The sequence below is a fragment of the Niabella aurantiaca DSM 17617 genome (genome assembly GCF_000374125.1).
GTDB lineage: Bacteria > Bacteroidota > Bacteroidia > Chitinophagales > Chitinophagaceae > Niabella > Niabella aurantiaca.
The window spans coordinates 45957-60007 of sequence record NZ_KB893645.1 but is presented as its reverse complement, the minus strand read 5'-3'; the positions used below and the strand labels follow the sequence as shown (position 1 = coordinate 60007).

Annotated in this window: 9 protein-coding genes; 1 reads left to right on the top strand and 8 read right to left on the bottom strand. The window is 49.1% G+C overall.

Annotated features, from left to right (window positions below; genetic code table 11):
• Positions 1–523 precede the first annotated feature (523 nt).
• Entirely contained in the window at positions 524–853 is a 330-nt protein-coding gene (locus B160_RS0121330) for a helix-turn-helix domain-containing protein (protein WP_018629974.1), read from the top strand.
• Positions 854–897: 44 nt separating this feature from the next.
• Here B160_RS0121330 and B160_RS0121325 read toward each other — a convergent pair whose 3' ends face one another.
• The 8 genes from B160_RS0121325 to B160_RS0121290 all read right to left on the bottom strand — a co-directional run bounded on the left by B160_RS0121325 (position 898) and on the right by B160_RS0121290 (position 14023).
• Complete coding sequence (locus B160_RS0121325) at positions 898–2055, bottom strand: alpha-hydroxy acid oxidase (protein WP_018629973.1); 1158 nt, start codon at positions 2053–2055, stop codon at positions 898–900.
• 236 nt (positions 2056–2291) lie between these two features.
• Positions 2292–3149, bottom strand: coding sequence for a sugar phosphate isomerase/epimerase family protein (locus B160_RS0121320; protein WP_018629972.1), 858 nt, complete (start codon positions 3147–3149; stop codon positions 2292–2294).
• Positions 3150–3408: 259 nt separating this feature from the next.
• A complete protein-coding gene (locus B160_RS0121315; protein ID WP_040680252.1) occupies positions 3409–4806 on the bottom strand; it encodes an alpha/beta hydrolase family protein in 1398 nt (465 codons plus the stop codon).
• Positions 4807–4891: 85 nt separating this feature from the next.
• Positions 4892–5833 (bottom strand): dihydrodipicolinate synthase family protein, encoded by a 942-nt coding sequence (locus B160_RS0121310; RefSeq protein WP_018629970.1) that lies wholly within the window; start codon positions 5831–5833, stop codon positions 4892–4894.
• 739 nt (positions 5834–6572) lie between these two features.
• Positions 6573–7694 carry a sialidase family protein gene (locus B160_RS0121305; protein WP_018629969.1) on the bottom strand — a complete coding sequence of 374 codons (1122 nt, stop codon included), beginning with the start codon at positions 7692–7694 and terminating at the stop codon, positions 6573–6575.
• 181 nt (positions 7695–7875) lie between these two features.
• On the bottom strand, positions 7876–8520 hold the full coding sequence (locus B160_RS0121300) for a DUF3826 domain-containing protein (protein ID WP_018629968.1): 645 nt from the start codon (positions 8518–8520) through the stop codon (positions 7876–7878).
• An 11-nt stretch (positions 8521–8531) separates the two neighbouring features.
• Positions 8532–11252, bottom strand: coding sequence for an alpha-L-rhamnosidase (locus B160_RS0121295; RefSeq protein WP_018629967.1), 2721 nt, complete (start codon positions 11250–11252; stop codon positions 8532–8534).
• The gene (locus tag B160_RS0121290; RefSeq protein ID WP_018629966.1) at positions 11249–14023 is read right to left on the bottom strand and encodes a glycoside hydrolase family 2 protein; all 2775 of its coding nucleotides are present in this window, start codon (positions 14021–14023) and stop codon (positions 11249–11251) included. Before B160_RS0121290 ends, B160_RS0121295 begins: the two co-directional genes overlap by 4 nt.
• Between the last annotated feature and the right edge of the window lie 28 nt (positions 14024–14051).

The window sequence follows — 14051 nt, the reverse complement described above, 5'->3', positions numbered from 1 at the left end:
CAATATTGTTTGGGGAAACGGGCATTGTATATAGGTATAGCGATGTAAAGGTGTTTTACGCCCAACAAAATGCCGGGAAGGCCGGGCCGTTGCTTAAATGGAGTAACCGGCCCGCCACCCGGCAGTATTTTATACCGGCATTTTGGGTTTACACGCAAAAAGGACCCTGAATGCTACGGCATTGGCAACAATGGTGGAATATGATGTTTTGGCGCTCATCCGTTTGGTTTTGGATGAGTCTTTTCGGCAAGAAAGAACAAACGTGGAACCTCACTTACCGGTCTGAGGCCCTCGGAGCGCCTTGCCACGAATAAGGAGGCCCACGTTTTACCGTGAGCCTTTGCTTATCGTCCTGTGGCATTGAAATTTCCGAGGTTTCAGACCAAGACTCAAAGCGAAAGCTTCAAATTCATTTATGAAGAATCGCGAATTTAATATGTTATTCCTTATGTAAAAATAAGGAAATATGTTTAGTTACGCTTCACCGTAACAAAAAATATTTTTAAAAGCTGTTCCTTTCGATATGAATGAAGAGGAAGGATTGTATTGGATCAAGTGTAGGTATGCATTGGCCTTGCGAAAGCTTATTTCAAAAAATAAGGCTGCAAATCGACATCTGCACCCTTCTTCCTTTCCCGGTATTGATGATAGCTACGACAAACTATCCAGCAGTACCGGCCTTCGTAAGGCTACAATTTCCGATATCATAAATGCAAAATCGGAAATGAAAACGTATACGTTGTACCGTGTCTTACATGCCCTTGGGTACAATCTCACCCAGTTCGGAAAAATATTTGATGCGATTACTGAGGCAGAACTTCACGAATATATGAGATCCTTAAAGAACAATTGAAACGCAGAGCGCCCGGAAAAACCTCATTTTACCCCGCAGGTCCGTTACCGTATCAATGCCCCCGGGAAATCGCGAATGGTTTCACAGCAAAGCTGTTCCATTACCTGTTTTAATTGTGCCTTGAGCATGGCGATGGTATGATCACCACCGGCTTTACCCAGGGCGCCCACGCCATACATAAAGGGCCGCCCCATAAAGGTAAAATCGGCACCGCAGGCCAGCGACCGGCCAATATCCGGACCGGAGCGAAGACCGCTATCGATCATTACCTTGTATTTATCCTTAAACTTTTCTGCCAGTCCTTTTAGCGGGCGAATGGTGGATTCCCCGGCGTCGATCTGCCGGCCGCCATGGTTAGAAACAATGATGCCATCCACCCCGATGCCCGCGCACAACTCCGCATCCTGCTCACTTACCACTCCCTTTACCACCAGCTTGCCCTTCCATTTATCCCTGATGGCTGCTACCTTATCCGCATCCACGCGACCGGTAAAGGTAGCGTTCATAAATTTGCCCAATTGCTTCATATCCATCCCCTTTTTCATATAGGGCTTTAAGGTGGCAAAGGATGGGATGCCCACCCGCAGCGTTTCCAGCCCCCATACCGGGTGCATGGCCGCCTGCACAAAATTGCTGATCGTATTTTTGGGCGGCATGGAAAGCCCGGCCTTTATTTCGCGATAGCGCAATCCAAAGGAAGGTACGTCGATGAGCACTACCAGCACCGGGCAGCTTACGGCCTCCAGCCGGCGCAGGAGATCATCCCGCAATTCATTCTCCGTGGGATGGTATAACTGGAACCAGAATTTGCTTTCTGAAAGCTCGGCGATCCGCTCAATGCTGCTGGTGGATACCGTACTTAAAATATAGGGGATGTTATGTTTTAATGCTGCTTTGGCCAGGATCTCCGGGGCGTTGGGCCACATCAGCCCCTGCAACCCTACAGGCGCTATACCGAATGGTGCATCATACGTGTGACCGAATAATTCGGTGCGCATATCCACACCTTTGTGCTTTTTCAGATACTGGGGCATCAGGAAAATATGCTTAAAGTCCTCCTCGTTCCGCCATACGTTCAGCTCATCATTGCACCCCCCTTCCAGGTAGTCAAAAGCAAATTTTGGCATGCGCTTTTTTGCCTTTCTTTTCAGATCCGCTACGGAAGGATATTGGGGGTTGTATTGCAGTAAATTTGTACTCATAATTCTGTTTGCAAAGAAAAACCGTTCATAGAAACAGCAAGATTAGCAAATAAATTCTAAATTCCTATCCTGTGCCATCCGGTAACACCCTTCCCTGAATAAATTGTTTTATAATTGGTAAAAATGGTTTATTCGAAGGAGGTCTGCAAGGTAGTAGCCTGGGCCTCAATTTCCTTGCTGCAGCCGGCCTTGTGGCTGAGGTGACCGGGAGACAGGGATGAATGCTTTGCGGTTTGTTATTGGAATACTTTTTTAAGATAGGCCACATTGGCGCCGTAATTATACTTTACATCCCGGGGATGCTGTGCATCGCGGGAGCGCTCTACCACCAGCCAGCCGCTCCATTTCATTTTGTCCAGCGTTTTCTTCACTTTATAAAGATCCAGCTGCGGATCATTTTGCAGCCATACACTGTCCTTATTGGTGCAATGGATCATAGCAATATTTTTTGCACCCAAAATGCGAAGGTCTTTACGCAGATCCCGTCCCTCCTTTAAAGGATTGGAAAAATTAAAATAGATCTTTATTGCCGGTGAACCGATCTCTTTCAGCAGCGCTACCTCTTCTTTTGCAGAAAGGGCTGTTTCAATAGCGATGACCACGCCAGCCTCCTGCGCCATCTGCCCCGCTTCTTTTAAACGGGCCACAACAGCCGGCCGTTTTTCCGGGTATTTTTTCAGATCGCATTGGATCCCCAATGGCAAAAAGGCGGTCTTCACCCGCATCTTTTTCATGGTAGCAATACAATCTGTTATTGATTCTTTGTAATGCTCCCTGCCACAAAAAGACTGCGCGTAATAACCCGTCATGGCAAGAGCGGGGATCTCCAGGCCCAGTTCTTTTGCTTTCTGAAGGTATTGCCCCCTGATGGAATCCACTGCCAGCTTATTGTCAAAAGTCTCCCGGTTGCCCAGTCCGCCCATATCGATCTCAATCCCGTCCGCGTTCAGCTCCTTCGCCATCGGCAGCGCGCTGAGCTTCTGGCGCTTCAGCAGCATCAGGTCGATCAATGCGATTTTGTAACGTTGAGATTTTTGGGCAATGCCGGCAAGCGGTAATGTAAGGATAAAGAGATATAAGAGTACTTTTTTCATTTCAAGTAAGTTTTATGCGGCATTTGTTCAAGGCGGGGCATCTTGAATAGTTGCCAGCTTATGAACCGAGCCTACGGCTCTCCGCTTTTATTGTCGCCATTTCAGGCAACGAACTTCAGTTCGTTGCCTGAAATAATAAGCCGAGGCGATGCCTCCAGCCATACCGTCACAAAATTCCAACATATTTCATAACAACTGAATCCCGTATAGATCGCTCCGCTTTGGTCGAGATGAAGATGATGCATAGTATAACACTGAACTATTTTATTGCCGCTTCAAAAACTTTCACCAGGTTATCAAAACCCTTTACCGCATGCGCCGGTAAGCGCTCCCCGTGATCGCCAAAAACATACATTTTTTTCTCTTCTTCTATCGTGACTCCCGATTCATCGACCTGCCCCTGTTTATCTTCAATGGCTTTTATATTCAGTCCCAGGTATTGCGCCATAAAACGGTACACCGCCGTTCTTTTGTTGATGCCGAAGTCGTGCTTTTCTGCCGGCAGGTGCACATTTTGCACATCGGCTTTTTTCCCATACCAGCTGTACATTTTTTGCAGGTAAGGAAAATCATGTTCCGGCATTTTATCCGTCCAGTCGCCCCCATCGCTTACCACCAGCTGCGGACGCGGGGCCGCCATCGCAGCGATCTCTACATTATCGGTACCACCGGCACAGCTATGGATATCCATCCCGCTTTCGCAGGGGCAGCCGCCATAGAAATAAGATGAAAGCGAAACCACGGGAGCCGATACCTTTATGCGATCATCGATAGCCGTCATCAATACCGTATGACTCCCGCCACCGGAGCCCCCTGTAATGCCCACCCGGCTGGTATCTGCATCTTTTAATGCTAACAGATAATCGAGGATGCGGATAGCACCCAATGCCTGTATGGTCATGGCGAGACTGCGGCGATGATCTTCGGACCTGAATTGCAATAAGGATTCACCCCAGGCAAACAGGTCGTAGCTAAAGGCCATGGCGCCCATCTTTGCAAGCGCCGCACAGCGCAGCTGGCAATCGGCACGGTACCGCTGCTGCGGCCAGTGACCATCCGGGTTCAGGATCACCGGGATCTTTCCTTTATATTTTGCCGGCTTATACAGCGAACCATTGATCCATACACCGGGCAAAATTTCCAAAGCAATATTTTGTACTGTGTAACCATTGTATTTTCGAAGCGGGGTGGCAACCGGCTTACTGATGGGCCAGGCAGGTAATTTTGCCAGCCTCAGTTTTTCAAGGATGCATTGCTTTAATGCTTTTTTTCGCAGCTCCCATTCCGGTACATTTTTGTACTGCGACGCAATACGGTCCAGCTCCGCCCAGCCATCTTCCACCGCCCAGCGGTAATATTCATAGCTGCCTATCTTGAATTTTTTATCGCCGTCTTTTTTTGCCTTCAGGTCAAAAGGGGCCAGCACATTGTCCAGCGTTTCCGCCACGCCCGGCCGAAAACGCCAACGTGCATAGTTCAGGACCTTTCCTTTTATCAACGAATCCGGATAACGGATGGCAACATCATAGCGCGTTTCGATATTCTTCAGCACCTGATCCAATGGTTCCGCATAGCGATTGTCCGTATTTTCCTGTGCCCCGGCAAAAAAGCCAAGCAGGGTTGCCCAAAGTACAAGAGTGCGACGCAAGTAAAGCATAATAGTAGTACTGAAGCTGGTGAAATAATAAAAAATCAATTCATTAAATGCTACGTGAGACCTACCACGGCAACATCACCGCAAATTACAACCCTGCGGGCTGAATTCCTAACCGCTCGCACCAACCCCGGAACCGGTCGTACAGCGCATCCACTTCTTTTTTCTGATCCGGTGTCAGGTGCAATGCATAGGCCCTGCTGATGGTACGCACCGGTAACCCGCGTTTTTCCAGAAAGTATTTAGCACTCATGGGATACGCCTGGTGGATCATGGGGTCCACACTGGTGAGCTCCTCCTGCAACCATTTTGCCAGCTCCTGTTGCTGTGGATTATTGGCATTCTTTACCATCCAAACCAACACCTCCGGATAAAAGTTCCCGGATATGGACGACATACCCACGGCGCCCTGTTGCATGCTGAACAAGGCATTGGGTGTATGCGCATCGTAAAACTCAAGCGTACTGCCGGCCGCTTTTAGCACATCCAGCTTGGCTTTTACATTTTCATGCGTGATGGAAGTATCCTTGTGGTAGACCAACCGGTCCGATGCCAGCAATTGTTTAAAAACATCTGCGCCCAGTATGCGTTTGTAAGGTGCCGGGCATTCGTAAATACCTAAAGGAATATTTTCAGTAAGCGCGAACAATTTTTCAAAATTGCGCTGCAATACATCATCGCCTTCCTCCAGTTTTGCGAAATGCCCGCTGATCATGATCACGGCGTTCACACCGGTATCGTAGATCTTTTTTGTAAACAACGCTTTGTCCTCCACGGACAGGCCGAAAGAACCGGTGGCCACCACCGGTACGCGCCCGTTGACACATTCCACTACATGCTGTGTGAGTGCCAGCCGCTCTTCCTCCGTGATGCTGAACATTTCGCTGCTGAGGCAGTTGGCGAAAAAGCCTTCTACTCCGGCTTCCAGGTAGAACGCTACCAGCTCGGTTACGGCATCGTAATCGATGCCCGCCTTCAGGTTAAAAGGCGTGATCATTACCGGTACAAACTTTCCTGCAATCGCTTTCATGGATCCATTATTTGAGACCGATAAAGTTTGCGCATTTTTTTATTTAAGGACTGCACGATCCCACTAAACAGATGTAGGATTTTGTTATTTTTTGAGAGGGGCAGATGGGGCGTGCCGATGGCACTCGGTGCTCGCCCGGTGGGCTCAGTCCCCGGAATAAATTCCGGAGTTGGGAGATGGGGCAGGCCGAGGGCCTTTGGCACTTCATGGAGTATGCGCTTCGTTAGCCGAATAGCCGGTTACCGAGCGACTTCACACAGACAGACCGTGCCTACGGCACTCCGCTCCCGACTTCTGCCCCAGGAATAAATTCCGGGGTTAAAAGAAGGATCAGGCCGATGGCCTTCCGTGTTGGGCGCCAGAGGCATCGCCTCGACCAATCACCAACTGCGAACTTCAGTTCGCAGTATAGCGGAGCATCACCGAGCAGAGAGCCGTAGGCTCGGCGCGTAGGAGCTCATGAAGTATAGCGCGCCCATCAGCCGAATAGTTGGCTATAGAGCGACTTTCCACAGACAGACTGTGCCCACGGCACTCTACACTTCTGTTAGCAGGTTCTGTCACCGGAATAATCCGTACACTCGGATCCGGTGTTGAAAGATGGTCCGAGCCGAAGGCCTTAGGCTTTCTCTGAGAGTACGCCAGAGGCATCGCCTCGCCAGTCACCAACCGCGAGCTTCAGTTCGCAGTATGGCGGAAGATCACCAAGCAGAGAGCCTTAGGCTCGGCACATATGCGCCTAATCACCCCTCACCACGCCCTTGCCACCCGCGGTGCCCGGCCATTTTTTATTCTTTATTGGACTCAGCTTCAGCTTTGACGGATCGAGCTTCACATACTTGATCTTCTGCCGGCGCCAGGTATATACAATGTGCACCATACCATCCTTGCCCTGGATCACGGAAGGATAGGAATACTGGCTGATGGGCGAATCTTCCAGCACCAGGGCAGCCATCCAGTTCTTCCCATCTTTTGAAAGCGCTACATTCAAGGGCGTACGCGGTCCCTTTCCTTTCTTCCAGGTGGAATCCGGCAGCACATGATTATATACCAGCAGCTGACGGCCGTCTTTTAACGTAACGGCATCCGTACCGGAATTGTTGTTGGGCAGCTCCAATGCAGACATCGCCGACCAGGTTTTTCCGTTATCCTTGCTTCTGCTTTGATAGATCACTGTGTTACGCGTGCGGCCTAACACCTGGAGCCCTCCATTTTTATATTTCAAAATAGAGGGTTGAATGGCGGAGAACTGTACCCCGTCATTGATAGGCGCTGACCTGGTCCAGGTATGGCCCCAGTCTTTTGTATATTCAAAATGCACTTTCCATCCGTTCTTCTCGGTACTCGAAGGACAGATCAAAACGCCATCGATCAATTCGGGTTTATTCTTGATCGGTCCCAGGAAGCCTTCCGGCAGCGCCTCCCGCTGACTCCAGGTTTTGCCGTTATCACGGGAGCGCTTCAGCCAGCCGGTCCACCCCGCTACATTGGGCCCTATTTTGTAAAACAATAAAAGCTCTCCTGTGGGCGCATAATATAATACCGGGTTATAACAGGCATAACGGGTAGAGTCATTCAGCACCCCGTCGGCCACCATTTCCGGCGCTGTCCAGTGATCATTTACCAGGTGGCTCGTCCAGATACAGACATCTTTATTCCCTTCCCTGGTGCCACCAAACCAGGCTGCGATCAGCCCGTCCGGCGTCTCTGCAATGGTAGAGGCATGCGCCTGCGGAAAGGATGCCGTATCATAAATAAATTCATCCACCAGGATGCCTTGTTTCCATCGATTGGTCTGTGCCGTAGCCAATGCCGTTACAAACAGGAAACAAATGGTTAGGAAGTTCGCTTTTTTTATCATTGTTATTTGTTCTTTATCAGTTATTATTTTTAGCCCGGCAAAAGTACCCGTGGCGGCTTTACTTGCGTCGCACTCTTATGCTGTAATACAGATGGCACCAGGGCGCCTGTAAAACAAATGTGATTCGTCCGTCATGCTTCGTCAGGCTCAGCATGACAAAGATGTTTCCCATTCACAAAACTCATCCTTTTTTCTTTTCCTTTTCTGCCTTTACCTTATTCACATAATCCTTAAACAGCTGCCGCCAGTTCCTTCCGTTATTATTGAGATATTGTTCGCATTTTGTTTTATAGATCTCAAAGATCCCCGATATTTCTTTCATATTCTTATAGTCGATCGCCTGCTCACGGGCCTGTTCCAGGTTCTTCCGGATCTCGGCGCGCTCTTTATCCGTAAGGTCGGGCACAATGGCTTCGTAGCCTTTTAAGGTAAATGCTACTTTTCCGATCGTATACTGGTCCAGGATAAAAGCAACCTGTTCCGCATTCAATTCTGCGTTTAATACCTGCATAAGCGACGTATGAATGGTAGCCGGTTTTGATGAACAGACGATCAGCTGCCGGTCGAGATCAGACAATTTATTTCCCGTAGCCGGGTTGAGCCCCGCCGGAACCAGTGTAAACGGATGGCTGTTGTGCCAATCTCTTACCGCTGTAAGATGCATCACTATTGCCTCTTGTACCTTTGCTGCCTTTGTTTTATCACCCAGCTTCAGGCCGTCTGCCCATCGCTGTGCTTTTTGTTGCAACTCATGCGTTGCACCGGTGTCCTGTGCCTTTGCACTGCAAAACAATAACAACAAACAAAATCCTAAAACATGTTTCATTTCCTTATTTTTTATTGATCCATAACGATGTTAAACGAGTACCGGCCACTTCCCAGTTCCAGACGGGTCGTATGGTCCTTTACATCCATTGTGGTCTTTAAAGGCTTACCCGATTCTGTTACCCGTCCCGGAGGAAGGATCACTGAAGCCGAGGCATTTGCCGGCACTTCTATATTCCATTCCAGTATATGGGCCTGCCGTCTCCACGAGCTTTTGATCCTGCCATAGGGCGACTGATAAGAAGCCGTAACCTTGTTTAATCCTTTTACAAATACCGGCTGCATGCAGATCTTCTTAAATGCCGGCACCTGCGGGTCTGCCCGGATGCCTGCCAGGCTTTCAAAGCTCCAGGTGATCAGGTCGCCCAGCAACATGACGTGGTTTTGTGAATTCATTTGCGGATTGGCCGTATTGCCATTCCACAACTCCCAGATCGTAGTTGCCCCCTGCTCCACCATATATCCCCAGCTCGGGTAGGTCGTATTACCGGCCAATGTGAATGCTGCATCAGCATATCCAAACTTCGTCAGTCCGCGCATCAGCCACTGTGTGCCGATCACACCTGTACTGATGTGCATATGGTCCTGTTGCAGCTTCTGTATGAGCCGCTCTTTGACGGCTGCAATCTTATCGTCCGGCACCATTCCAAAATACAGCGGCAGCAGGTTGGCGGTTATCGTATTGTTGTCATAATGATCTCCTTTAAAGAATGCTTTATTAAAAGCCGTTCTTATACGGCCTGCCAGCTGGTTGTAGCCGGTTATATCCCCGGACCTGCCGGCAAGCAGGGCAAACTGTTTCATTTTTTGCAGCAGGTGATAATAATAAGCGCTGGCCATCAGCGTTCCGTTCGTGTTCCGCAGCGGGTCTTTCGACCGGATCAGCTCCAGGCTTTCCGGCGGCACGCACCAGTCACCGTATTTATCCTTCGTGATCAGATCCTCCTTCATGTACTTGCGTTGCACATAATCCAGCCATTTCTTCATGGAAGGATAATGCTCCGCCACCGATTGCCGGTCGCCATACTGGCGGTACAGCATATCCGCCACCAGGATATAGGCAGCAGGCCAGGTAACATTATCGCTGTAATAATTCCAGAAGGCTGGCGCTACATCGGGGATGGCGCCCTCTTCTGTCTGCGCTTCCCGGATATCATCCAGCCATTTGGCATATAATGTGGCATTATTAAACAAATAACTTTCGCCCAACGCTCCCTGGGTGCGATCACCCAGCCAGGGCTGCCGCTCATTGCGCTGCGGACAATCCACCGGCATACCCTTATAATTGGAGGCAATGCCCCACCAGGCATTTTTCAACACCTGGTTAAGGGTAGCATTGGAGGTTTCCAGTTTACCGGTTGTCGCCATTTGATCATACACCAGCAATCCAGTAAAGTCATCCACCGTAGGGACACCGGGATACCCCGTAATTTCCACATAGCGGAATCCATGATACACAAAAGAAGGCTGCCATTGTTCTTCACCCCCGCCCTTTAAGGTATAAACGTCCGTAACCCGCGCATCCCGCAGGTTGGCCGTATACAGGGAACCGTCGGGTTGCAGACTCTCCGCAAAACGCAATGTTACTTTTTGTCCGCGTATACCTTTTACTTTCATACGCAGCCATCCGGCAAAGTTCTGACCAAGATCAAGGATATAAATGCTATCCCTTAAATGGCTGATCTTTCCCGGGCGGACGGAATCCATGATCCGCATCCCCGGTATTAGCTGTGCCCGCAGCGTTCCCTCCGGTGCGGTTACCAGTTGCGGCTGGCTCCATTCTGAATCATCAAAGGAGGTGGTTGCCCAGCCGGGAAATTCTTTGGTAGCATCGTATTCTTCCCCATCATATTCATTATTGGTACGGATGGGGCCATCTGCCGTAAACTTCCAGGTATCATCAGAAAGCAGCTGTTGCCTGCTTCCATCGGCATAAGTAATATCCAGTTGCAGTAAGAGCTTCGGATACCCAAAAGTGTTGATCTTTTTTGGCTTGTAATTTTGCCGCATGGTAAAAAAACGGCCATTGCCCAGCACCACACCGATGGCATTGTTTCCGCCGGTCAACGCCGCAGATACATCAAAACTATTATACAGCACCGACTTCCGGTAATCCGTAGGCACAGGCGCCAGCACCTGGTCGCCGATCCTCTTCCCGTTCAGGTAGCATTCATACAAACCCAGGCCCGCAATATGTAATACTGCAGTTTTTATTTTCTTTTGTACCGTAAATCCTTTCCGGAAATACCGCGCGGAAAGCCGCGACCATTGCGTAACACTATCCCAGGGCGATGCCTGGTCATAACCGATCCATTTCGCCTTCCAGTCGCCGGGGTGCAACAGTCCCATACTCCATTGATCCGCAGTGCTCCATGCACTGTCGTTCTTATTGGAAAACACCTGTACTTTCCAGAAGCAGCTGCCATTGGTGCCCAGCGGCTTTCCCTGGTAGGATACAAGCACCGATTGGTCTGAAGCCACTTTGCCACTGTTCCAGAGGTCCGGCGTACCGGCATCCAGCAAGGCCTTTGTAGAAGCCACCCAGATCCTGTAGGCGGTTTGTATTACATTTTTCTGATCGCTTTTTAATTGCCAGCTCAGCCGCGGTTGCAGGACATCGATACCAACCGGGCTTTTCAGTTGTTCGCACTTCAGCTCCTGCACCACCAGCTGTGCCTGCACTGCCGCCGGCAGTACCATTAATAATCCTATGATCACCTGCCACCGCTTCATTTGGCTTCCGGGTTTGATGAAAAATTAAAATACAATACCGTTTTCAGCGCCCTGCCGGGATCTTTCTCATAATCATAAAATATATTCTTTTGTCCCATTGGGCCCGTCGTTTCGCCGGTCTGTGTTTTATTGCCGATAGCAGGGATCCCCTGCATAAATGAAATAGCGCCATCCGGGAAAAGCGGTTCATAATTATGCCAGGGGTCGGTCTTTGGCGTTACAGAGAACAACCGCAAAAACAAATCTTCTGTTTCCGTAGCTACGGCAAAGCGGTGATCCGCTCCATTAAAATAGCCTCCGTAAAAATCGGAATAATACCCTTTAAATTCAGGATATACCCATTGTTCACCGGTTTCCGTGCTATTATATTGTTTGTTCCAGACACCAAAAGCAGTGCCCTTCATCCGGTTCTTCCAAACCCGGTAGGGGCCGTTACCCATATAGGTTACCGAGCGCATCTGCGATTCCGGGTAATCAAAATTCACGCCCAGCATATGGGTATGCAATGCGAGCGGAAAATAATGCACTTCCATCCGCACCCAGCCACTGGGATAAATGGTCCACTGCAACGTATTGAAGCTTTCTTTTTTATCAAATGCCGATTCAATAATGAGGTTCTTTCCCTCAAAGCGGTGTGAAAAGTTTTTGAAGTTGGTAATGCCTTCCTGGATCCGCGGTCCGTTCGTAAGCGGTATGCTCCGGTTCCCATTTTTTACCGACACCAGCAGTCCCGTATTTTTATCAATGCTGATCTGTAGCTCTTTTACCCGGATCTTATACAATGAATCCACCGTATTGATCTGTACCGCGCCTGTCCCCTCTTTCTTCACGATCTCTGCAGCCTTCTTACCGGGCAGGCTAATGGGAAAGCTCCAGGTAAAAAGCTCCATCCGGTTCCGGTCCCTAACCGTTACATACAATGCATCATAGGTCTTCCAGTCTTCCGGTAATTTTAATTCCAGAACACCCTTTGCGCCGGGTGCAACGGAGGGCGCAACAGCCGCACCTTTTTTATTTGTTATAGTAGTCAGTCCAAACCGTTTGAGCTCCCAGCTAAAACTACATTGATCCAGGTTGGTATACAGGTAGCGGTTCTCCATATTCAGTTTGCCATCAAAATCCGGGGTCATCTCCCTGCGTTCAAAATATACCGGGCTCCAGATCTGCTTTACCGCATAAAAACTTCCTTCCTTTTCATGATGCGGTCCTACAATGCCATCCGCACCCCGGTGTTTATCGGTATCCAGGGAATCATTCAGGTCTTTCCGCACCACGGCCTGGTCGGCAAAATCCCATAAGAAACCACCTGCATGCAGCGGATCCCGCCACATTTTATCCCAGTAATCCTCCAGTCCGGCACCATGTCCCCCGTCATATTGTCCATGTAAAAATTCGGTGGGCAATACAATATCATGCCCGTTATCATAGTTGCCAATCCCATAATTGTATTGCCGGTAATGTTGTGTTTCGATCCCGTTGAACAATTGCCAGGGATGCACCACCGGCCGTTGTTGCGGATCAAACTTCGCAAACAGGGAATCGAGATCAAAATTATGTCCGCCTTCATTGCCGTTCGACCAGAGTACGATCGAAGGATGATTGACATCATGACCGATCATCTCCTTCAGCAGCTTTGTTCCGGTAGGCGTATCATAATGACCGTGCCAGCCCGCCAGCTCATCCATTACAAACAATCCCAGCGAATCGCAAACATCCAGGAAGTGACCATCCGGCGGGTAATGGCTCATCCGCACGGCATTCATATTCATTTCTTTTATCAATAATACATCTTCGATACTGTTCTTTTTACTAAGTGTACGCCCCGTCTCCGGACGGAAAGAATGCCGGTTGATGCCTTTGAATTTCACCTTTACCCCGTTCACATAAATACCATCCCGCTTCCTTAGTTCCACCGTACGGAAACCAAATTTTCGCGACAGACTGTGAACCGGTTGACTGTTTCGGTACAATGTAAAAACGGCGGTGTACAATTCCGGTGTTTCCGGCGTCCACGGTTTGATATTATTTGCCTTGCCCCTTACAAAAAAAATATCTTTTTGCAGAACAGAAGCACCCGACATATTATCAGGCAGCTTCTCCCCTTTGCTGTTAAAAAGTTCAACTTTCACCTGCGCCTGTTGGGATGCGTTGGTATGAACAATAGCTGCGAATACGCCATCGGCTCCCGCATTAATGGCTACATTGCTGATATGTAGTTGAGGAAGCGCCTCCAGCCATACAGGACGGAAGATGCCGCCAAAGATCCAGAAATCGCCTTCGCGCTCCGCTGCGTTTACAGACCGGTTGGCGGAATGCTTGGCCACCGTTACTTCCAGCAGATTTTCAGTTCCGTATTTTAGCAATTTACCGATGTCATACCGGAAAGCATAAAAAGCACCCTGGTGCACCGGACCTGCCAGCTTTCCGTTTACCTTTACTTCGGCATCGGTCATCACACCTTCAAAAACAATGTTCACCGTTTTGCTTTTCCAATCCGCCGGCACGGTGAAGCGATGTTTATACAAACCCTTTTCTTTTCCCTTAACGCTATCTTTGGCAAACCCATAGTTATATTTTCCAAAACCCTGCAATTCCCAGCAGGAGGGCACTCCAATGGTGGTCCATTTATTTGCGTTCATTCCGCCGGTGCAATAAAAATCCCATTGCACCATATCATCGCTGCCGCTACCGGATAGATACTGCACGGCTGTTTGCTGGGCATCGGCGCTTACAAACGCCAATAAAAAGAATATATAAACCAGTTTACGCATTTTTTTATTTCTGCCGAGGCTGACCAAA

Coding starts and splice junctions, on each gene's coding strand:
- B160_RS0121295 (WP_018629967.1), bottom strand. CDS start 11,252: ATGAAGCGGTGGCAGGTGATCATAGGATTATTAATGGTACTGCCGGCG.
- B160_RS0121300 (WP_018629968.1), bottom strand. CDS start 8,520: ATGAAACATGTTTTAGGATTTTGTTTGTTGTTATTGTTTTGCAGTGCA.
- B160_RS0121310 (WP_018629970.1), bottom strand. CDS start 5,833: ATGAAAGCGATTGCAGGAAAGTTTGTACCGGTAATGATCACGCCTTTT.
- B160_RS0121305 (WP_018629969.1), bottom strand. CDS start 7,694: ATGATAAAAAAAGCGAACTTCCTAACCATTTGTTTCCTGTTTGTAACG.
- B160_RS0121320 (WP_018629972.1), bottom strand. CDS start 3,149: ATGAAAAAAGTACTCTTATATCTCTTTATCCTTACATTACCGCTTGCC.
- B160_RS0121315 (WP_040680252.1), bottom strand. CDS start 4,806: ATGCTTTACTTGCGTCGCACTCTTGTACTTTGGGCAACCCTGCTTGGC.
- B160_RS0121290 (WP_018629966.1), bottom strand. CDS start 14,023: ATGCGTAAACTGGTTTATATATTCTTTTTATTGGCGTTTGTAAGCGCC.
- B160_RS0121330 (WP_018629974.1), top strand. CDS start 524: ATGAATGAAGAGGAAGGATTGTATTGGATCAAGTGTAGGTATGCATTG.
- B160_RS0121325 (WP_018629973.1), bottom strand. CDS start 2,055: ATGAGTACAAATTTACTGCAATACAACCCCCAATATCCTTCCGTAGCG.